Origin of the sequence: Sorangium sp. So ce1153 (assembly GCF_051521595.1) — a bacterium.
Classification (GTDB): Bacteria; Myxococcota_A; Polyangia; order Polyangiales; family Polyangiaceae; genus Sorangium.
On the sequence record NZ_CP150361.1, the window covers coordinates 5,422,435 to 5,444,151 of the forward strand.

The 21,717-nt window shown below is 72.4% G+C and carries 12 protein-coding genes; 7 read left to right on the forward strand and 5 right to left on the reverse strand.

The window, feature by feature from the left end; all coding sequences use genetic code 11:
- The first annotated feature begins 5 nt into the window (after positions 1–5).
- Genes WME85_RS19360 through WME85_RS19370 form a run of 3 tightly spaced genes read left to right on the forward strand, consistent with a single transcriptional unit; the run spans position 6 to position 1,710 of the window.
- Positions 6–647, forward strand: a complete 642-nt coding sequence (locus WME85_RS19360) for a pentapeptide repeat-containing protein (RefSeq protein WP_437840110.1) — start codon at positions 6–8, stop codon at positions 645–647.
- A 10-nt stretch (positions 648–657) separates the two neighbouring features.
- Positions 658–1,311, forward strand: a complete 654-nt coding sequence (locus tag WME85_RS19365; RefSeq protein ID WP_437840111.1) for a DUF3540 domain-containing protein — start codon at positions 658–660, stop codon at positions 1,309–1,311.
- Between the two features lie 9 nt (positions 1,312–1,320).
- Positions 1,321–1,710, forward strand: coding sequence for a DUF4150 domain-containing protein (locus WME85_RS19370; RefSeq protein WP_437310865.1), 390 nt, complete (start codon positions 1,321–1,323; stop codon positions 1,708–1,710).
- A 111-nt stretch (positions 1,711–1,821) separates the two neighbouring features.
- Here WME85_RS19370 and WME85_RS19375 read toward each other — a convergent pair whose 3' ends face one another.
- Positions 1,822–2,718 carry a dihydrodipicolinate synthase family protein gene (locus WME85_RS19375; protein WP_437840112.1) on the reverse strand — a complete coding sequence of 299 codons (897 nt, stop codon included), beginning with the start codon at positions 2,716–2,718 and terminating at the stop codon, positions 1,822–1,824.
- Positions 2,715–3,212 (reverse strand): cupin domain-containing protein, encoded by a 498-nt coding sequence (locus WME85_RS19380; RefSeq protein ID WP_437840114.1) that lies wholly within the window; start codon positions 3,210–3,212, stop codon positions 2,715–2,717. The genes WME85_RS19375 and WME85_RS19380 overlap by 4 nt, the downstream gene beginning before the upstream one ends.
- 148 nt (positions 3,213–3,360) lie before the next feature.
- On the opposite strand from WME85_RS19380, the gene WME85_RS19385 reads away from it, so the two are divergent.
- The 3 genes from WME85_RS19385 to WME85_RS19395 all read left to right on the forward strand — a co-directional run bounded on the left by WME85_RS19385 (position 3,361) and on the right by WME85_RS19395 (position 17,526).
- On the forward strand, positions 3,361–4,779 hold the full coding sequence (locus WME85_RS19385) for a PLP-dependent aminotransferase family protein (RefSeq protein ID WP_437840115.1): 1,419 nt from the start codon (positions 3,361–3,363) through the stop codon (positions 4,777–4,779).
- A gap of 251 nt (positions 4,780–5,030) precedes the next feature.
- A complete protein-coding gene (locus tag WME85_RS19390; RefSeq protein WP_437840117.1) occupies positions 5,031–12,434 on the forward strand; it encodes an amino acid adenylation domain-containing protein in 7,404 nt (2,467 codons plus the stop codon).
- The gene (locus tag WME85_RS19395) at positions 12,427–17,526 is read left to right on the forward strand and encodes a beta-ketoacyl synthase N-terminal-like domain-containing protein (RefSeq protein ID WP_437840118.1); all 5,100 of its coding nucleotides are present in this window, start codon (positions 12,427–12,429) and stop codon (positions 17,524–17,526) included. The genes WME85_RS19390 and WME85_RS19395 overlap by 8 nt, the downstream gene beginning before the upstream one ends.
- Before the next feature lie 106 nt (positions 17,527–17,632).
- On the opposite strand, the gene WME85_RS19400 is transcribed toward WME85_RS19395, so the two are convergent.
- From WME85_RS19400 to WME85_RS19410, 3 genes are all read right to left on the reverse strand, one after another.
- Positions 17,633–19,012, reverse strand: coding sequence for a cytochrome P450 (locus tag WME85_RS19400; protein ID WP_437840120.1), 1,380 nt, complete (start codon positions 19,010–19,012; stop codon positions 17,633–17,635).
- 413 nt (positions 19,013–19,425) lie between these two features.
- Positions 19,426–19,707 carry a hypothetical protein gene (locus WME85_RS19405; RefSeq protein ID WP_437840122.1) on the reverse strand — a complete coding sequence of 94 codons (282 nt, stop codon included), beginning with the start codon at positions 19,705–19,707 and terminating at the stop codon, positions 19,426–19,428.
- 317 nt (positions 19,708–20,024) lie between these two features.
- Positions 20,025–20,471 carry a helix-turn-helix transcriptional regulator gene (locus WME85_RS19410; protein WP_437840123.1) on the reverse strand — a complete coding sequence of 149 codons (447 nt, stop codon included), beginning with the start codon at positions 20,469–20,471 and terminating at the stop codon, positions 20,025–20,027.
- A 384-nt stretch (positions 20,472–20,855) separates the two neighbouring features.
- Here WME85_RS19410 and WME85_RS19415 point away from each other — a divergent pair, with 384 nt between their 5' ends.
- Entirely contained in the window at positions 20,856–21,698 is an 843-nt protein-coding gene (locus WME85_RS19415; RefSeq protein WP_437840125.1) for a class I SAM-dependent methyltransferase, read from the forward strand.
- Positions 21,699–21,717: the final 19 nt, after the last annotated feature.

A 21,717-nucleotide genomic window follows, 5' to 3' on the forward strand; every position in this document is an offset into this window, starting at 1 on the left:
CGCTCGTGCGCGCCGATCTCTCGACCGCGACCCTCGGCGGCGCCGTCCTGGAGCTCGTCGTGCTCGTGGAGGGGAAGCTCGCGGGCCAGGACCTGCGCGGGATGTCGTTCACGATGACGCAGTTCACGGGCGCCGATCTCAGCGGCTGCGACTTCTCCGGCGCGACGCTGACGCAGTGCGGATTCAAGGACGCGAACCTCTCCGGCGCCAAGCTCGACGGCGCGCTCGCGGGCCGGGCGCTCTTCGTGAATGCCAACCTCACCCGCGCGAGCCTCGCCGGGGCCGTGCTCAAGGAGTCGGTCTTCGTGGGCGCTCGCCTCATCGACGCCAACCTCGCCGGCGCGAACCTGGAGATGTGCATCCTGACCCGGGCCGCGTGCGCGGGGGCGCGCTGGAACGGCGCCAACCTGACGTACGCCGACCTCTCCCACGCGGACGTGTCGGCCGGCGACTTCTCGAGGGCGACCCTGTTTCGAGCGCGCCTCCATCGGATCAAGGACGATGGGGCCGCGTGGTCCAACCGGGCGGCCGCCCTCGGCGACGACGCGGAGCTCGCCGAGGCGGAGCAGTGGCAATCACGGGTTTTGAACGGCAGCCGGGGGAGCTCGGAGCCTCCGGCCGTGGGTGTCGAGACGTCTACTCGTTGACGAGGGAATCATGCGCAGTCTGGCGAGAAAGCAGGAGCCGAGGGCTCTGATCACTCAGGAGTTCGGCACCGTGGTGCGCGTCGACGGCGCGGCGCTCGTCGTGGAGACCGATACGGGCGAACTCCGGGCGAAGCGCGCCAAAGGGTGCCTCCTCGAGCCCGAGGCGGGCGACCTCGTGCTCATTGCCGTGGCGACCGACGGGCGTTGCTACGTGCTCTCCGTGCTGGAGCGGGAGGACGGCGCGCCCGGGAGCATCGTCGCGGACGGCGACCTGAACATCAAGCTGCCTGCCGGTCGCCTCGGCGTCGCCGCGCAGGGCGGCATCGGCCTGGTCTCGGCCAAGGAGGTGGCGGTGGTCTCGGCGGGCCTCTCGGTGAACGCCGTCGACGGGAACGTCGCGCTGCAAAGCCTCTCGTTCGTCGGGACGCTCCTTCGCGCGGAGATCAGCAAGGCCAAGGTCCTTGCCGGGAGCCTCGACTCCGTGCTGGAGCGGCTCTCGCAGCGGGTGAAGCGCTCTTACCGGACCATCGAGGAGAGCGAGCACCTCCGGGCCGAGCGGATCGATTACGTCGCGAAGCAGACGATGAGCCTGCGCGGCGAGAACACGCTGGTGACCGCGCAGGAGCTCGTCAAGATCGACGGCGAGCAGATCCACCTGGGTTGAGGAGGCATCATGTTCGCGAACACGCAGATGGGCGGGATGAATTTGGGGTTTCCGGACGTGTGCCTCACCCCGCCGGTGCCTGCCCCGATCCCTTATCCGAACATGTCCTTTGGCCCGGTGAGCGCGCCAGCAGCGTACAACGTGCTGTTCATGTGCGCGCCCGCGCATAACCTGCTGACGACGCAGCTCATCTCCGTCGGCGATCAGCCCGGCATCGCCCTGGGGGTCGCGTCCGGCTCGGTCATGGGGCCTTCCCGCCACATCACCGCCGCGTTCACCTGCCTCGTCGGCGGCATGCCGGCCACGCGGCTGACCAGCATGAGCCTGCAGAACTCCACGAACTGCCCCGGGATGCGGATCGTGCCGAGTCAGGTCAAGGTGCTCATCCTGTCCCCCTGAGGGATCTCGGCCGACTGGAGCGCCGCGTCGCCGTACCAGATCCACACGCCGGCGAGCGCGCCCACCGCGAGCTTTACGCCCGCGGCGAGCAGCGCTGCCCGCGAAAACCCGTCATGCAGCGGATGGCAGCACGTCGAGCTCGACCAGGATCCGTCGAAGCTCCTCCACGCGCTCCTTCTCCAGCGGCTGCAGCGGGGCCCGCAGCGGCCCGACCCGTGTGCCCATCAGCTCGAGGGCTGCCGAGATGGCCCGCGGCAGGCCGTGCGCGACGATGAACTGCAGGAACGGCAGCTGGCGGTAGAAGGATCGCCGCGCGGCATCGAGATCGCCACGCGTCACCGCGTCGTAGAGCTCGACGTTGAGGCGAGGGATGACGTGCGGGGCAGCCGTGCACCAGCCGCGAGCCCCGGCCACGAAGGCGGCGAGCGCGAGCGGATTGCTCCCGTTGTAGAAGGCAACCTGGTCGCCGCAGAGCTGCACGAGCCGGTGCATCCGGTTCACGTCTCCGGTGCTCTCCTTCACCATCGTGACGTTCGGGATGCGCAGCAGCCGGGCGATCGTGTCGGGACTGAGGTCGAGGCCGCCCGTCGCCGGGTTGTTGTACACGGCGATGGGGATGGAGATCGCCTTCGCCACGGCCTCGAAGTGCGTCACGATCTCCCTGTCCGAGAGCTTCCAGTAGCTCATCGGGAGGATCATCACCGCGGCAGCGCCAGCCCTCTCGGCGTACCTCGCGTGGTGCACGGTCCGCTCCGTGGTGAGGCTCGAGACGCCGACCAGGGTCGGAACCCGGCCCGCCACGCGCTTGACGACGACGTCGGTGACGGCCTCGCGCTCCTCGTCCGAGAGGTACGGCAACACCCCGGTGCTGCCCAGCGGCGCGATCGCATGAACGCCCGCGGAGAGCATGCCGTCGACGATGCGCCCGAGGAGCTGCTCATCGACGCGCCCGGCCTCGGTGAACGGCGTGATGGGGTAGGCGACGATCCCATGCAGAGCCGGTTTCATCGCACACCTCCTTCCGCCTCGTGGTTCCCGTCGAAGAGCTGGTCACCCCGGTCGGGCACCTCTTCGCGCAGCGCGACGCCCCCCATGTTCTGCAGCATCGGCGCGTTCTCGCAGGCGAGGTAGCGCGCCCGACCCTTTCCCGTGTTGACGTGGTTGTGCCAGGCCCACACCGGGACGTAAATCGCATCCCCCTCCTTCCAGTCGACACGCTTCCCACCCACGTACGAGTAGCCCTCTCCTTCGAGGACGTAGAGGACGGTCTCGTACGTGTGCCGATGCCGATTCGAGGATTGCCCCGGATCGAGCCAGCCGATGGTCATGCTGATCGCGTGTGACGGGAGGTCCACGAAGAAGACCGGGTGCTTCCTCGCTTTCGAGTAGTCGCCGTGATGCCCGGCCGACTCGACCGCGGGGTGCGCGAGCCGCTCTGGCATCACCACGCGAGGCCGCGGCGGCGTCTTGTCGAAGTCTGCTGAATGAAATTTGTCGCTCATCTCTGCTCCTTGTCAGCGCGAAGGGCGCCTTGCCCAGAAAGAGAGATAGTGCGAAGCTGGACCCATGGCAGGCTCCAGAAGTAACATCTCTACGGGTCCAGCTGGCCGACCCTGGCGCTTCGACCTGGTGCTCGATGATGGCGCTTCCGTGCCGCGGCAGACCCAGCTGAGCCGGGCGCTCGTTCAGGAGATCCAGCGCGGGCGCCTTCTGCCGGGGTCGACGCTTCCGGGGAGCCGAACGCTCGCGGCCCAGCTCAAGGTCAACCGGAAGGTCGTCGTGGCTGCCGTCGACGAGCTGGTGGCCCAGGGGTGGCTCGAGGCGCTACCCGCCCGCGGCACCCGGGTCGCGCTCAACCTGCCGACGCTTGCTGTTGCCGATGCGGAGGGCCGCCGCTCGGTCGAGACGGCGCTCGCCCAGCGCCGCGCCACCGTGGTCGCAATGAACGACGGGGTTCCAGACGCCCGGATCGCGCCCGTCGACGAGCTCGCTCGTGCCCAGCGCCGCGCCCTCCGAGCGCTGGCCCGGACGGGCCTCGGCTACGGAGATACAGCGGGCGATCCCGTGCTCAGGGACGTTCTTGCGGGCTTCGTCAATCACGCTCGCGGGCTCTCGTGCTCCTCGGAGGAGGTCGTCCTGACGCGCGGCAGCCAGGGCGCGCTGAGCCTGTTCGCGCTGGCGATGCTGGAGCCCGGGGATACCGTCGCCGTCGAGCACCCTGGATACGCGCCAGCCTGGCGCGCGTTCCAGCTCGCTCGAGCCGACGTCGTTCATGTGGCGGTCGACGCGGATGGCCTTCGAACGGATGAGCTGGAGGCGCAGGCCAGGAGGCTCAAGGGGCGCCTGAAGGCCGTGTACGTGACGCCTCACCATCAGTACCCCACGACCGTCGCGATGTCCGCCGAGCGTCGAATGCACCTGCGGCGAATCGCCGAGTCTTTCGGGCTCTACATCGTGGAGGACGATTACGACTACGAGTACCACTTCGAGGGCGCGCCGCTGCTCCCCCTCGCCGCGACCAAGGACCTCTCGTCACGCTGCATCTACATCGCTTCGCTGTCGAAGCTCATCGCCCCGGCCATTCGGCTCGGATACATCATCGCGGACAGGTCCGTGGTCGCGCGCTTGAGAGCAGTCCGCGAGCTGCTCGATCGTCAGGGAGATGTCGTCCTCGAGCGCGCCGTGGCCGAGCTCATCGAGGACGGGGAGCTCCAGCGGCACGCGCGGCGCGCGCGGCAGCTCTACCGGCAGCGCCGCGATCACCTGCTGCAACAGCTCGCGTCGAGGTCGCCCCTGCGCTCCGCGATCGAGTGCGACCCGCCTGGCGGGGGGCTGGCGCTCTGGATGCGCCTGCGCGGCCTGACCTCGGAAGAGCTCGCCCAGCGCGCGCGCGCGCGCGGCCTCGCCCTCACGCCGGGGTCTGCTCACGCCGCGACCGGGGCCGTGGCCGCATTTCGCTTCGGGTTCGCAGCGCACACGAGCGAGGAGCTGTCGAGGATCTGCGACACGCTGGAGGCGTGTCTAAGGACCTCGGCGAGGACGTCGAAAAGCACGTCTTGTTTGCCGTGACAATCGATGAACGCGCTGAGCCGTCTGGACATGATAGGTGCATCAGGGGACGATGCGAGTCTCGTTGTCAAGAAGAACAGCGCCGTGTCGTCGAGCCCCTCTCGGAGTGGTGATCTGCTGTCCGTTCTCACGGTCGCGTTCGTACGGCGATGACGCCCACCCGAAGGAGCGCCCCGAGATGGCGGGCGCCGGCGCGAGTTGCGAAATGGCTTGATGCGCATGGGCGATCTGGGTAGGGCGTCGCGCCCAGGATGTCGGGAGCAGACGCGGAGCCAACAGGGGACTCGCGATCGATCGCATCTCCCGGAAGGGAGCCGCCCAACGGGGGCCTTCCGGAGCTGTGCGCACACGAAATCTTCGAGGCCCAGGTCGATCGGACGCCGGATGCCGTCGCGCTCGTCTTCGAGGGGCGGCAGCTTACCTACAGCGAGCTCGAGCGTCGCGCCAATCAGGTGGCCCGCGCGCTCCGCGCGATGGGGGTCGGGCCCGAGGCGCGCGTCGGCCTGTACCTCGATCGATCGATTGAAATGATGGTGGGGTTGCTCGGGATCCTGAAGGCCGGCGCCGCGTACGTACCCCTCGACCCGGCGTACCCCCGGCGCCGCCTGGATTTCATGGTGAGCGACGCCGAGCCGGCGGTGATCCTCACCCACATGGCGGTGCGCTCCTCGCTGCCGGAGCGCGCCGCCCGCGTGCTCTGCTTCGACGAGGACCGGGAGTTCCTCTCGCGGCAGCCCGGGGAGCGGATCGCTTCCGGGGCCACGCCGTCGAACCTCGCCTATGCGATCTACACCTCCGGATCGACCGGGGTGCCCAAGGGGGTGCTGGTGGAGCACCGCGGCCTCGCGCCCCTCGCGCGCACGCTGATCGAGCTGTTGGAGCTCGGCGCGGACAGCCGGGTCCTCCAGTGGGCGTCGAGCTGCTTCGACGCCTCCGTCTCGGAGTACGTGATGGCCTTCGCGGCCGGCGCGAGCCTCCACCTAGCGGCCGACGTCGCGCGGATGCCCGGCCAGGAGCTCTGCGCGCTTCTCCGTGAGCGGGGCATCACCCACGTCGAGCTCTCCCCCTCGCTCCTCGCGACCTTGCCCGACGCCGATCTGCCCGCGCTCCGCGTGATCATCTCGATGGGGGAGGCGTGCCCCGCCTCGGTCGTCGCGCGCTGGGCGCCAGGGCGGCGCTTCTTCAACGGTTACGGGCCGACCGAGGCGACCATCTGGGCGACCGTGTTCGAGTGCGCGCCCGGGGGTGGGGATCCGCCCATCGGCTACCCGCTGCCGGGTACGGTGCTGCGGATCCTGGGCGAGGATCTCGAGCCCGTGGAGGCCGGGCAGGTCGGCGAGATCTGCCTCGGCGGGCCCGGCGTCGCGCGGGGTTATCTGGGGCGACCCGAGCTCACGGCCGAACGGTTCGTGCCCGACCCGCGCGCGCCAGGCGCGCGCCTCTACCGCACCGGGGATCTCGGGAGGGTTCAGCCCGACGGCGCGGTGGTGTACCTGGGGCGCCGCGATCATCAGGTGAAGGTCCGGGGTTTCCGCGTCGAACTCGGGGAGATCGAGTCCGCCCTCAAGCAACACCCCGCGCTGCGGGAGGCCGCTGTCGTGGCGCGGGAGCGCGCGCCCGGCGACCTACGCCTCCTGGCCTACGTGGCCTTTGCCCCCGGAGCGAGCGCCGACACGTCGGCGCTGCGCCGCTTCCTCGACGAGCGCCTGCCCGAGCACATGATCCCCTCGGCCTTCGTCGCGCTCCCCTCCCTGCCGCTCACCCCGAGCGGCAAGGTGGATCGGGGCGCGCTGCCCGCGCCTGACGAAGCGCGCCCAGCGCTGCCGGTCGATCACGTGGCCCCGCGCACGCGGGACGAGCGGGCGCTCGCCGCCCTCTGGGCCGAGGCGCTCCGCGTCCAGCCGGTGGGCGTGGACGACGATTTCTTCGATCTGGGCGGCGACTCGCTGCTCGCCGCGCGCATCGTGGCCCGCGCAAAAGGCGCGCTCGGCGTCGAGCTCGGGATCCGCGATCTCCTGGCGGCGCGCACCGTGGCCCGGCTCGCACGTCGCGCCGAGGAGGCCCGGGGTCGCCTCGAGGCCTCGCTGGCGCCTCCGCTCGCCCGCGTGGATCGCGCCGCGCCGCTCCCGCTCTCGTCGGCGGAGCGACGCCTCTGGTTCCTGCACGAGCTCGACCCGGAGGGCAGGGGATATCACCTGCCATGCGCGCTCCACCTCGACGGTCCGATCGACGCCGCCGCCCTCGGCCGGTGCCTGACCGAGCTGGTGCGCCGGCACGAGGCGCTGCGGACCACGTACGACGATGCCGGTGGAGAGCCGGCGCGGAGGATCGCCCCGCCCGGCGAGCTCGCGCTGCCGGTCACCGATCTCTCCTGCCTGCCCGCCCGCCAGCGGGAACCGGAGCTCGCCGCGACCCTGTCCCGCGAGGCAAAGGAGCCCTTCGATCTGCGGCGCGGCCCGCTCTTCCGCGCGCGGCTCTTCCGGCTCGGGGAGCACGCCAGCGTGCTGTTCCTGTCGCTGCACCACATCATCTGCGACGGCCGCTCGATGCAGGTGCTGGTCGAGGAGCTCGCGGCCCTGCTCGACGCGCCGCCCGGCTCGGCTTCCCAGCTCCCCCCGCTGGCGCTGGATTACGCCGATCACGCGGCGTGGGAGCGGCGCCGGCTCGCCAGCGACGCGCTCGCGGGCGACATCGACCACTTCCGGCGCGAGCTCGCGGGCGCGCCGCCGCGCAGCGGCCTGCCGGTAGCGGCCCGCCCGTCCGCGCGGGCCCGCCGCGCCGGGCGGCGCCCCTTCGCGCTCTCGTCCGAGCTCGCGGGCGCGCTCCGGGCGCTCGGCCGCGCCGAGGGGGCCTCGCTGTTCATGGTGCTCTTCGCGGGCCTCGTGGCCACGCTCCACCGGTACACCGGGGAAGACGATCTCGTCGTCGGCACGCCCGTCGAGGGCCGGCCGCGGCGCGAGCTCGAGGGGATCTGCGGCTTCTTCGCCAACACGCTGGTCCTGCGGGCGCGGCTCGACCAAGCCCCGACCTTCCGGGCCCTCCTCACCGAGGTGCGCGAGCGCGCCCTCGGCGCCTACGAGCACGCCGAGCTCCCCTTCGAGAGGCTCGTCGAGGAGCTCGCGCCGGCGCGGGTGCCCGGCGAGAACCCGCTCTTCCAGGTGATGTTCGCCCTCCAGGCGCCGCCGCCCGCGCTGACCACCGCGGGCGGATTGCGGCTCACCCTGTCGGAGCTCGATCCCAGCGAGTCCCCCTTCGATCTCCTGTGGCAGGTCTGGGAGACCGCCGGAGAGGGCAAGGAGCCGGGCTCTTCGCCGGGCCTCGAGGGGGTGATCGTCCACCGAGCCGGCGTCCTCGACGACGCGGCGGTCTCCTGGCTCCTCGATGCGTATCGTGCGGTGCTCGAGGCGATGGTCGCCGCGCCGGACGCGCGCGTCACCCCGCCTGCCCGTGGGGCCGCCGCCCTGGCGATCGAGGCCGCGCTGCTCGCCGACCCGATCGTGGAGGACGCGGCGGTCCTGGCCCGGCCGGCGCCCCGAGGCACCGCCCGCCATGCGGCTTACGTGGTCTCCCCGAGGGCGCCCTCGGCGGCGCTGCTCGCTGCCCATTTCGAGGGTAGGCTGCCCTCTGAGCTGCTCCCGGACGCATGGATCCCGGTCCATGCGCTGCCCCTCTCGCCGGACGGGCGCGTCGACCTGCAAGCTGTCCGGCGCCTCCCGGTGATCGACGCCGATCTCGCGCGGCGCTGGGACGAGGCGCTCCGCGCCGCTCCGGGCGTGGCCGAGGTGGCGGTGGTGATCGAGGCCCGGCGCGTCCCCCAGCCGCGCCTGCACCTCGCGGACCTGCTCCCCGGCGAGGCCACCCGGACGCCCGCGGCGCCCGCGCCGGTCATCGCCGCGGCCCGGCCCGGGCCCGGCGCGTCGGGGCGCCCGCCCGCGCAGGCGGACGGTGGTCCGCTGGTCATCGCGGCGGACGAGCCGAGGACGCTCACCGAGGCCCTCGTCCGGGCCGCCGCCGGGGACCGGGGCCTGACCTACGTCGAGGCCGACGGCCGCGCCAGCGTGCAGCGCTACAGCGAGCTGCTCGGCGAGGCGCGCGTGCTCCTCGCCGGCCTCCAGCTGCGCGGCCTCCGCGCGGGGGATCGGGCCATTCTCCATCTCGGCTCGCTCCGGGGCCATTTCACCGCCTTCTGGGCCTGCGTCCTCGGCGGCATCGTCCCCGTCACGGCCGCCGTCGCGCCGTCCTACGAGGCCCCGAGCGCGGCCACCGCGAGGCTCTTTGAGACCTGGAAGCTCCTCGGTGGCCCGGTCCTCCTGACCAGCCGGCGCCTCGCCGGGCCGCTCGGCGGCCTCCCCGCGCTCCACCCCATGGAGGGGCTCCAGATCCTCGCCGTCGAGGATCTCTCGCTTACCGCACCGCCGGCGCGCATTCGCGAGGGCAGGCCGGAGGACATCGCCTTTCTCCAGCTCAGCTCCGGGAGCACCGGGACCCCCAAGATCATCCAGGAGAGGCACCGGGGCGTCATCTGCCACATCCACGCTGCGCAGCAGCAGAATGGCTATACGCCAGACGACGTGTCCCTCAACTGGCTCCCCGCTGACCACGTTGTCCCGATCCTCACCTGGCACCTCCGGGACGTCTATCTCGGCTGCGAGCAGATCCAGGTCGCGACGGAGTGGATCCTCGGCGATCCGATTCGCTGGCTCGATCTGCTCGAGGCGCACCGGGTCACGGAGACCTGGTGTCCGAACTTCGGCTTCAAGCTGGTCGCCGACCGGCTCCGCTCCGGAGCACCGGGCGAGCGGCAGCGCGATCTCTCCTCCGTCCGCCACTTCATGAACGCGGGCGAGCAGGTCACGCTCCCGGTCGTGCGCGATTTCCTCCGCCTCATGGCGCCCTCGAGCGTGCGCCCGGCCGCCATGCAGCCGGCCTTCGGGATGGCCGAGGTATGCACCTGCATCACGTACAATAACGATTTCGACCTCGCGGTCGCGGTGCGCTGGGCCCTGCGCGGCTCGCTCGAGGGCGACGTGCAGTTCGCCGCCGGCGAGGACGCCGCGGCCATCCCGCTGGTCGACCTCGGCCCGCCCGTGCCCGGCGTCCAGATCCGGATCACCGACGCCCAGAACCGCGTCGTGCCCGAGGGGGTGATCGGCCGACTCCAGATCAAGGGCGAGGTGGTGACTCCCGGTTATCTCTACAATGAAGAGGCCGACCGCGAGGCCTTCGTCGGCGACGGCTGGTTCAACTCGGGGGATCTCGGCTTTCTCCTCCACGGCCGCCTCACCCTCACCGGTCGCGAGAAGGAGACGATCATCGTCCGGGGCGCGAACCTCGCCTGCTACGAGGTGGAAGAGATCGTGAGCTCGGTGCCCGGGGTGGAGCCCACCTTCGCGGCCGCCGCGGCGGTGGACGATGCTGCAACGGGCACCGAAGGGCTCGCGGTGTTCTTCGTGCCGCTCGGGTCGCGCGGCGCGTCCGTCGAGGCGCGGGCGGAGATCGCGGCGGCGATCCGCAGGGAGGTCACCGCCCGGCTCGGCATTGCTCCAGCGTTCGTGGTGCCCGTGGCGCGGGAGGAGTTCCCGAAGACGACCAGCGGCAAGATCCAGCGCTCCGCGCTGAAGCGCGCCCTCGCAGAGGGGCGCTTCGAGAGGACCCTCCGGGAGATCGAGCTCTGCGAGGGAGGCGCCGCCACCCTCCCGCGCTGGTTCTACCGCCGGGTCTGGCGATTGAAGGAGGCAGCGGCGCGCGCCCCCGCGGCGGACGCCGGGCCTTGCCTGGTGCTGCTCGATCGGGGAGGCCTCGGCGCGGAGCTCTGCGACGCGCTCCGGGCCGCGGGGCGGCGCGCCGTGGCCGTCGAGCCGGGCGACCGCTTCGCGCAGCTCGACACGGATCGATACCGCATCGATCCCGACGAGCCGGAGCATTACCGGCGCCTCCTCGCGCACACGCCGTTCGGGGACGTCATCCATTGCTGGGATCCTTCCGGCACCGAGGCCGCGCTCCTCGCGCTGATCCAGGCGCTGGCCGGGTCCGCCGCCGAGCAGGAGAGCGTCAGCGTCCGGCTGCTCCTCGTGTCGCGCCGCGCCCAGCCCGTGCTCGAGGCCGATGCCGTCGATCCGGAGCGGGCCGTGGCCATCAGCCTGCTCCAGACGGCGGCGCAGGAGCTCCCCTGGCTCGAGTGCCGCCACCTCGACCTGCCCGGCGACCCCTCGGAGGGCGGCGCGGGAGACGTCCTCCGCGAGCTCCGGTGCGCCCGGGGGGACCGCGAGGTCGCGCTCCGCGGGGGCGCGCGTTACGTGCCCCAGCTGGACGACGCGGCGCCGGCCCTGCTCGCGGGCACCGAGCCTGCCTTCGATTTCGTGCCCGGCGGGGCCTACCTCGTCACCGGGGGCCTCGGCGGCATCGGCAGGCACCTCTCGCGGTACCTGCTCGATCGCTTCGGAGCGCGCCTGCTCCTGATCGGCCGCGCGCCCGCTCCGGCGCGCGCCGAGGCCCTCGCGGAGCTCGCGGCGGCTGCGCGCGCGCGGCCCGGCGAGCCGGGGGAGGTGATCTACGAGGCGGCGGACGTGGCCGACGCCGTGGCCCTCGCGACGGCCGCGGCGCGCGCCGAGGCGCGCTGGGGTCGGCCGATCGACGGCGTGATCCACCTCGCGGCCGCCTTCCGCGAGCGCCCGCTCGTCCACGAGACCCGCGACGGCCTCGCGTCGGTGCTCCGGCCCAGGGTGGAGGGGGCGCGCGCGATCGCCGCCCTGCTGGAGCGGCGGCCCGGGGCCGCGTTCCTCGGGTTCTCCTCCGCCACCGGCTCGTTCGGCGGGACCTCGGTGGGAGCCTACGCCGCCGCGAGCCGCTTCCTGGAGCATTTCACCCTCGCGCTGCGTCGCGCCGGGCGCCCGCGCAGCTTCTGCTTCTCCTGGAGCCTCTGGGACGAGCTCGGCATGAGCGCCGGCCAGGTCACGCGGCAGGCCGCGCTCGCGAGCGGGTACCTGCCTATCTCCCCGCGCGCGGGGCTCGCCTCGCTGCGCGCGGCGCTGCGCAGCGGCGAGGCGCACCTGCTCATCGGCCTCGACGGCCAGCATGGCCGGGTGCTCCAGCACCTGCGCCGCGGCGCCCACAGGCCGGAGGCGCTCTGCGCCTACGTCGCGGCGGAGCCGGGCTCCGTGGACCCCGCCGCGCTCGGGGCGCTGCCGGTCCTCGATCGCCTCGGCGCGGCGAGCGCGTGCCGCGTGCGCGTGGTCGCGCGCATCCCCCGGACGCCGGACGGGGCGGTCGACCGCGGGGCGCTCACCGCCCTCGACCCCTCGCGCGCCCGGCGCGGCGCCGCGCACGAGGCGCCGCGGGACGAGGCAGAGCGGACCATCGCCGCGATCTGGCAGCGCGCCCTGCGCGCCGATCGGATCGGCGTCCACGACAACTTCTTCGATCTGGGCGGCCATTCCCTGCTGCTCGCCGAGGTCCGCGCCGGGCTGGAGCGCGCCTTCCAGCGGGAGGTCCCCATCACCGATCTGTTCCGGTATCCGACCGTCCGCGCGCTCGCCGCGTACCTGGGCGGCGCGCAGGCCGCGGCGACCGCCGGGAGCGCCGAGCGCGGGCGGCGGCAGCGCGCGGCGCTGGAGCTCGGGCGGCAGCGGCCCACGGCCAGGAAGACCCATGGCTGACGGCGAATCACGCGCGGAAGGGCGCGGCGAGGCGGTCGCGATCATCGGAATGGCGTGCCGCGTGCCAGGCGCGGACGACGTCGACGCCTTCTGGCAGAAGCTCCGCAGCGGGGTGGAGTCCATCACCTTCTCCGCCGACGGAGCGGCGCCCGCGCCGGAAGGGGGCGGGCGCCGCGTTGGCGCCCGCGGGCTCCTCCGTGGCGCCGAGCTGTTCGACGCCGCCTTCTTCGGGGTAAGCCCGGCCGAGGCCGCTGTCATTGACCCCCAGCACCGCGTCTTCCTCGAGTGCGCCTGGGAGGCGCTCGAGCGGGCCGGCTACGACCCCGCGCGCCACGGCGGATCCATCGGCATCTACGCCGGCGCAGGCCCGAGCGGCTACCTGCTCCACCACGTGGCGCCGAGGACCCCGGGCGGGGGCCGCGACGTCGCGGCGATGCTCGGCAATGACAAGGATCACCTCACCACCCGCGTCGCGTACAAGCTGGGCCTGAAGGGCCCCGCCATCACCGTGCAGACCGCCTGCTCGACCTCCCTGGTCGCCGTGCAGCTCGCGTGGCAGGCGCTGCTCGGGTACCAGTGCGACCTCGCCCTCGCGGGCGGCGTATCCATCGGCTTCCCGCTGGACGTCGGCTACGCCTACCAGGAGGGCTTCATCCTCTCGCCGGACGGCCATTGCCGCGCCTTCGACGCCCGCGCCCAGGGAACGGTGCCCGGCGACGGCGCGGGCGTGGTGGTGCTGAAGCGGCTGTCCGAGGCGCTCGCCGACGGGGATCACATCCACGCGGTGCTCCTCGGCGCGGCGGTCAACAACGACGGCGGCGCCAAGGTCGGTTACACCGCGCCGAGCGTCGAGGGACAGGCGCAGGTCATCGCCATGGCTCACGCGGTGGCCCAGGTGGACGCCGGCTCCATCGGCTATGTCGAGGCCCACGGCACCGGCACGCGCCTCGGCGACCCGATCGAGATCGCCGCGCTGACCCTCGCCTTCCTGGAGAGCACCGAGCGCAGGGGCTTCTGCGCGGTGGGCTCGGTGAAGACGAACGTCGGCCACCTGAACACCGCCGCGGGCGTCGCCAGCCTGATCAAGGCGGCGCTCGCCGTCGAGCACGGGGAGATACCCCCCAGCCTGCACTTCTCCGAGCCGAACCCGGAGATGGACATCGAGCGATCCCCGTTCTTCGTGAACGCGGCGCTGCGCCCCTGGGACACGGACGGCCCGGCCTCTCCCCGCCGCGCCGGCGTGAGCTCGTTCGGCTTCGGCGGCACCAACGCCCACGTCATCCTCGAGGAGGCGCCGGCAGCCCCGCCTCCGGCGCCATCGCCGTCGCACCAGCTGCTGGTGCTCTCCGCGCGCAGCGCCGCCGCGCTCGACGCCGCGACCGCGAACCTGCGCGCGTTCCTCGCGCGTCGGCCGGATCTCGACCTCGCGGACGTCGCGTACACGCTGCAGGTCGGCCGCCGCGCCTTCCACCACCGCCGGGTGGTCGTATGCAGCGACGCCGAGAGCGCCGTGGCCGCCCTGGAGATGCCGTGGCCCGCCCTCTCCACGGCGCGGGCGGGGGACACCGAGCCCGAGGTGGTGTTCATGCTCCCCGGCCAGGGCGCCCAGCATCCGGGCATGGCCCGGGCGCTCCTCGACGCGCAGCCGACCTTCCGCCGCCATTTCGACGAGATCGCGGCCGCGTTCGCCCCTCACCTCGGCCGCCACCTCGGCGAGCTCCTCGACCCCGCGGCCGGCAGCGAGCTCCAGCGCACCGACCTCGCGCAGCCGGCCCTCTGCGCCGTGGAGTACGCGCTCGCCCGACTGTGGATGGACTGGGGCGTCCGCCCGCGTGCGCTGATCGGCCACAGCCTCGGTGAATACGTGGCTGCGTGCCTCTCCGGCGTGCTCTCGCTCGACCACCTGGCCCTGCTCGTCGCCGCGCGGGGCCGGCTGATGCAGGAGCTTCCGGAGGGCGCGATGCTCGCCGTTACCCTCCCGGAGGCCGAGCTCGCGCGGCACCTCGACGGGCAGCTCGCGGTCGCCTCCGTCAACGCCCCCGCCCTCTGCGTCGCCTCCGGGCCGCGCCCCGCCGTGGACGCGCTCGAGGCGCGCCTCGCCGCCGCGGGGGTTCCGGCGCGCCGCCTCGCGGTGGCGCGCGCGTTCCACTCGCCGGCGGTGGAGCCCATCCTCTCCCGCTTCCACGAGCAGGTCCGCCGCGTCCGGCTGGGCCGGCCCTCGATCCCCTATCTCTCCAACCTCACCGGCGCCTGGATCACCGAAGCAGAGGCCCGGAGCCCCGCGTACTGGGTCGAGCACCTCCGCAGCACCGTCCGCTTCGCCGAGGGCCTCGCCGAGGCCGCCGCGCCCCCGGGGCGGCTCTTGCTCGAGGTCGGCCCCGGCCGGACCCTGAGCGCGGCCGCCGCGCGCCTCCGCCCGGGCGAGGCCGCGCCGGCGGCGATCGCGAGCCTCGGCCGCCCCGGCGACCCCGACCTGGCCTCGCTCCTCGACGCGGCCGGGCGGCTCTGGCTCGCGTCCGTGCCCATCGCCTGGGACAGGCTCCACGAGCCCGGCGGCCGCCGGCGGGTACCGCTCCCGACCTATCCCTTCGAGCGCGAGCGCCATTTCATCGACGCGCCCGGGCCCGCCTCGCCCGCCGGGGAGGGCGACGCCGTGGCGGCGGAGCGGCGCCACCTCGCCGCGATGGAGGAGGCGATCCGCGCCTCTCTCGCCATCCGGCCGATCGAGGGTTACCCCGGCCTCCAGCCGGCCATCGACGCGCTGTGCGCGAGCCACGTGGTGCGCTACCTGCGCGACAGCGGCGTCGACCTCCGCGAGGGCGCCGCCGTGCGGCGCGGCGAGCTGCTCGCGCGGCTCGGGGTCTTGCCCAAATTCGAGCGGCTCCACGCCGCCATGCTGCGGATCCTCGCCGAGGACGGGCTGATCCGGCAGGAAAGGGACGAGATCCGCTTCACCGGGCGGGCAGCGGAGGTCCCCGCGCCGGCGGCGCTCCGCGCGGACCTCGAGGTGCGATACCCCGGGTTCACGGGCATCTACCGCTTCCTCGAACATTGCGCGACGAGCTACCCGGACGCGCTGACCGGCCGGATCGAGGCCATCGGCGTGCTCTTCCCGGGCGGCAGCTCGGCCTTCGTGGACGAGTGCGAGCGCGCGACGGTCGAGCACCGGAGCGAGCGGATCTACATCGGCCTGCTCTGCGAGGCCGCGGCGCGCATCGCCGCCGCGGCCCAGGGCCGGCCCCTCCGCGTGCTGGAGGTCGGCGGTGGCCGCGGCCTGCTCACCTGGCCGCTCGTCGAGGCGCTCGCCGGCCACGACGTCGAGTACCACTTCACCGACCTCGGGAGGGTCTTCGTCGACGACGCGCGGGCCGAGGCCGCGCGGCGCGGCGTCGATCAGCGGATGCGCTTCGGCGTCCTCGACATCGCCAGGGATCCCCGTACCCAGGGCCACGAGGAGCAGCGCTTCGACCTCGTGGTCGCGTTCAACGTCGTCCACGCGACGCGAGATGTCGGCGAGGCGATCGACAACCTCGCGCGCCTGCTCGCGCCGGAGGGGACGATGGCGCTGGTGGAGACCGTCCGGGTGCGGCGCTGGGACACCCTGACCTGGGGCCTCGCGGAGGGCTGGTGGTATTTCCAGGACGAGCACCGCAGAGCATCCCCCCTGCTCGCCCTCGGCGCCTGGGAGGAGCTCATCGCGCGCCGCGGGTTCGACCGGGTCGAGGGCTACCCGCGCGCCGAGGAGTGGCGCGCCCGCGCCGATCACGGCCTGATCCTGGCGCGCCGGCAGAGGACGGGCTGCATGCAGCTCGCCGGCGCGCGGCGGCCGCCCGTCGCGCTCGCGCGGCCTGCCGGGCTGCCGGCGCCGCCCGGCCCCGCGGCGCCGCTCCACCGGCGGCCCGAGGAGGTGGCCACCCCCTACGTCGCGCCGCGGAGCGAGCTCGAGCGCCGGATCGCCGCCATCGTCGGCCCGCTGCTCGGGGTCGAGCGCGTCGGCGTGCGCGACGACTTCTTCCAGCTCGGCGCCGACTCGCTGATCATGCTGCGCATCACCGATCGCGTTCGCCAGGAGCTCGGACGCGAGGTGCCGCCGCATGCCGCCTTCCGGGGAGCCACGGTCGAGCGCATGGCGAGCGCGCTTGATGGCGCGGAGGGCGCGGCCGGCGTCGCGGAGGACCGCGACGCCTCGCTCGCCGTACCTCTCCAGCCGCGCGGGACGAAGCGGCCCCTGTTCTTCGTGCACCCCGCCGCGGGGGTCGTCTTCCCCTACGTCGAGCTCTCGCGCCTCCTCGGCCCGGACCGTCCCTTCTATGGCCTGCAGGCCCGCGGCCTCGACGGCATGGAGCCGCCGGACACCACCATCGAGGCGATGGCGCGCCATTACGTCGCGGCGATGCGGCGCGTCCAGCCGGAGGGGCCCTACCATCTCGGCGGCTTCTCCTTCGGCGGCCTGGTCGCCTTCGAGACCGCCCAGCAGCTCGTCCGCGCCGGGCACCGCGTGGAGCTGCTCGCGATGCTCGACGAGCCGGCGCCGGTCCACGGACACCGCCCGTCGCCGCTCCTGATGGCGAAGCTCCTCTCCACCGGCGTCGCCCGCTCGATCTGGCCGCACCTTCACGATTACTTCTATCTCGCGCGCAACGCGCGCGGCCCCCGCGAGCGCGGCGGGCCGTGGCTCGATCTCCAGGCGCTCCTCCGCGCCAGCCCCGACGGCGGGCTGTTCGAGGCGTTCCTGGCGCGCTCGACGATGGCGAACTACGTCCCCCGGGAATCCATGCTGCTCGCGCTGCGGCAGCCCGCGATGCTCCCCATGTTCCGCCTCTTCATGATCCACCTCCGCGAGACCATCGCGTACGTGCCGCGCGCCTATCCGGGGCGGGTCACCCTCTTCAAGGCGACCCGGCTCGGCGGGCGCTACGAGCGCGATCCGACCTGGGGCTGGGGCCTCCTCGCAGCCGGCGGCGTGGACGTGCACGCGATCCCCGGAGAGCACCTCACCGTGGTGCGACAGCCCCACGTGGTGGTCGTCGCCGATCTCCTCCGCGCGTGCCTGGAAGAGGCCGATCTCCGGGCGGCGGGCGCCGCGCGGTGAGCGGCCTCTTCCAGGCACGCGCGGCGGTTGGTCGTCACCCCGGCCAGCGCTCGAGCCATCTCCTCACCAGGCGCGACCGCTCGAAGGGCCGGACCCGGGAGCGCCATCAAGCACCCGCGGCGCTCCGGTGCGGAGATCCCGGTCGCTCCATGATCATCCGGGCGCCGCCCTGCGGTCCGATGGTGATGCCCCGGAGCGTCGGCCGCAGCGCGGGCCGGCCGTGCAGCCGGAGGCGGGCCGACGACAGCGCCGTGGCGAGCACGATCTTGATCTCGTGGAGCGCGAAGCCGAGCCCCAGGCAGCGCCGCATGCCGCCGCCGAACGGGAGCCAGGTGTAGGGGTCGATTTTCCTGCCGAGGAACCGCTCTGGCGCGAACCGATCGGGGTCCGGGTAGAGGTCCGGGCGCCGGTGGGTCCCGTAGATGAGGGGGACCAGCTTGACCCCCGCGGGGAGGTGGTATCCCTGGAGCTGCATCGGGCGCTTCAGCAGTCGGCCGACGCCCAGGATGGGCACCACCGGGCGGAGCCGCATCACCTCGCGGATCGCCGCGTCGAGGTAATCGAGCTGATCGAGGTGCTCGTTGCGGACCGGGCCGCCGCCGCCCCCGGCGGCGCGCCTGACCTCGTCCTCGATGCGCGACGCGACCTCCGGGCGCCCGAGGATCAGGGCGAAGGCCCAGGTGAGCGTCGCCGCCGTCGTCTCGTGGCCTGCCATGACCAGCGTGACCAGGTGATCCCTGAGCGCCGCATCGCTGAGCGGGTGTCCCTCCTCTTCGGCAGCGGCCGTGAGACGGGACAGGATATCGTCGCGCGCGAGGCCTCGCTCACGCCGGTGACGAGCGATCTGGGCATGGACCAGCGCGTCAATCCGGTCGATGCTCCGGCGGAACCTGGACCACGGCGTCAGCGGCCCGAGCTCGCGCCGCAGGGACGGCACCATGAGCAGCCCGGCGAGCGGCGAGGCGTGCTGGTTCACGAGCGTCGCGAAGGCCTCGCGCAGCGCCTGCCGCTCGCGCTCGGGGAGAGCGCCGAAGAGCACCCGGAGGATCACGTCGAGCGTGATCTCCTGCATCGACTCGTAGATGTCGATCGGCGACCCCTCCGGCCAGCGCCGGAGCGCGCCCGCGGCGATCTCGCCGATGAGCGCGGTGGTCGTCTTCAGGGCCTCGCCATGGAACAGGGGATAGATGAGGCGCCGGAGCAGCAGGTGGTCCGGCCCGTCGAGCAGCAGGATGGATCCGTCTCCGACGAGCGGCCGTATAGGCGCGTTGGCCTCGCCGACGCGGAGCTCCTCGGGGTCGCCCGTGAAGATCTCCTTGATGGCCTCAGGGTGGCTGGCGCAGACGAGCGTCCCGAAGCCGAAGAGCCGGAGCGTGAAGAGGTCGCCGTAACGGCGGATGCAGGTGTCGATCAGATCGAACGGCCGGAGCACGTACCAGCCGCCCTGAGCGATGGGCGGGAGATCGGGGCCGGGCGGGAGCGCCATGCCCGACCTCTTTCTACGACCCTCGGGGCCGCGTCAAATGCTCCCCGGCCCCCTCGGTGGAACCAGCGCGAAGAGTAAGGGCTCGGTGTGCCTCGAGAGCGAGGCCGGCGCCGGGATCGTCGGGGTCGGCGTAGCGGCCCCCGCCGCGCTGAAATTTACTCTAACGATTCGGGGTAGCAGTGGCATCCGTGAAAAAACCTGCGCTAGTACGGCCGCTGGCACTAGAATCAGGCCGTCAAGCCACCCAAGCCGCGCGGCGCGGCCGGAGCCCTCCCGCGGTCGACGCGCCCCGCCCGATTCTCGAGAATCCGACTTGCCCTACCCGGAACGGAGGGCGCGGAGCGGCGAGCGTGGCAGGCTCAAGCCGACGACAGCCATCGAGGAGGCGGCGAGATGCGCGCGATCTCGCACGCCTATGCCGCCTGGATCTTTTCGACTTCGAATTTGTCGCAGTCCTTGAAGACCACGTAAATCTTATCGGCGTATTCCATTTCGAACACGAGATCGTTCTTCGATTCGACACGAAGCACCCTCTCCCCCTCCCACGCCCAGTAAGTAGCCTCCACCTGGGGTTGAGTGTAAAACTCGTCCGAGTTCGGGAACCACACATAGACTTTCTGCGGGCTCTCCATGAGGACGCTGCGTTGTTTTTTGTCGTCCGGGAACTTTTTGAGCGTCAATCGATACATGCGCATGGCTGTCTCCATTATCTTTCACGCGTCTGTATTGCGTCTTCAATGGAGTCGCCGTCCTCAGGCGACGGATATGGGGTAGCAGTGGGATCCGTGCAAAAACGGCTGCCGCCCGGCTCCCGAGGCGAATCGGCCCATCCCGCATCGGGGGCAGCCATAATAGCCCTCGATGTTTGGGCGTCGGCATACGTCGCACGGAACAGGATTTTCGGTCGCCACCAATGCCTCCTTGGAAATTGATACTTAGCCTACCATACGCAGAGCGAAGGCAACCAGCGGTACGATATAACTAGGGGTAGCGGCCCCCGGCGCGCAGAACTTTACTCTAGCGACTTTGTCAAGCTTTTTTCTGCGTGCTCGATCTGGCGTCTTCCATGCGCGTCGATCGAGGCGCGGAGCTCGGCGGGCGACAGCCCGAACTCGCGGCGGAACGCGCGGGCGAAGCTCGCCTCGCTCGCGAAGCAGCTCTCCAGCGCGACATCGAGGATGCGCAAGTGGCGGTGCGTGGGCGAGGTCAGGAGCCGCGCGGCGCGGTGCAGCCGCCGCGAGTGCACGTACGAGGCGAACCCGCCGTCCGGCTCGAAGAGCCGGTAGAGGGAAGCGCGAGAGAGCCCGAAGCGCCGCGCGATGTCGTTCACGCGGATCTCGTCGGACTCGAGCTGCGTCTCGACGTAGCGCTTGATCGTGTCAAGCCGCACGGCGCGCACGGCGCGGGACATCGCCTCGTCGGCCTCTTCGGACTGCCCGAGCCCACCCGCGAGGAGCAAGAGCAGCGAGTACGCGGCGGTCTCGCCTTCGTGCTCCGCGCAGCGCTCCCGTTGTGACGTCGGAGCCCTTGTGGCGCCGGCTCCTCCTCGCTGCGCGTCGCCGCGCGCTCCCTCGTCCAGCAGGCGCGTTACTCGTCGCCGAGCGCGCTCTCACGATGCCCTTGGCCGGGCGCTTAGTTGCCGGCCGATGGATCCCCCGCGCCCGCATCCTGCATCCCTGGCCCGAAAAGCGCTTCGGCGTCCGTACCCGAGGTAAGAGCCCAGTGCGTTAGCAGCGCTCGCTGGGATCTGCGCGGGGGGCGGCCCGAGTCGGCAAGCATGGCGACGAAGGGCCGTCCCTACCGCAACCCGCGAAGAGGCGTGGTAGCCTCCCCGCCCGAGAGCATGAGCCGAGCTGTCGTCTTACCCTACTTCGACCTCCTGCTCGAGGCGCTCGGCCGCGGCAACCCGGTCCTCGCGGCGGCCTTCGGTCGGCACGTGCACTGGGGCTACTGGCCCGACCCGGGCGTCGCCGACGGCTCGGTGGCCGACTTCGTCGCCGCGGCCGAGCGCCTCTGCGTCCGCGTCTGCGACGCCGGCGGGGCGCGGGATGGGCAGCGCATCCTCGATGTCGGCTGCGGCTTTGGCGGCACGCTGATGAGCCTGAACGAGCGGTTCTCGTCGGTGGAGCTCGTCGGGCTCAACATCGACCCCCGGCAGCTCGAGCGGGCGCGGCGCGACGTGCAGGTGCGCCCCGGCAACCGGGTCGATTTCCAGGAGGGGGACGCCTGCCGCATGCCCTTCCCTGATGCGTGGTTCGATGTCGTCCTCGCGATCGAGTGCGCGTTCCATTTCGAGAGCCGCGCCCGCTTCCTCGCGGAGGCCCGCCGGGTGCTCCGGCCAGGCGGCCGCCTGGCGCTGTGCGACTTCGTCCCTGCGCCGGTGATGGCCCCGTTCGTTGCCCCCTCGAAGCGGATGCTGCGGGCCTATTTCGAGCGATTCTCCGGCCAGAGCGATTTCAGCACCACGCTCGACCGCTACCGTGCGCTCGGCCGCGAGGCGGGGCTCTCGCCCGTTCATGAGGAAGACATCACCCGGGGTACGCTGCCCACCTATCCCGTGGTGCGCCGGGTGCTCCGCGAGCTCGACCGCGAGGTCGGCGTCGCTGTCGCTGGCGCCGCCGCGATGGAGCTCGCCAGCCGCCTCGGGCTGCTGCGGTACGTGATCCTCGCGTTCGATCGTCGGTAGCTCGCAGCGGCTCAGGCCA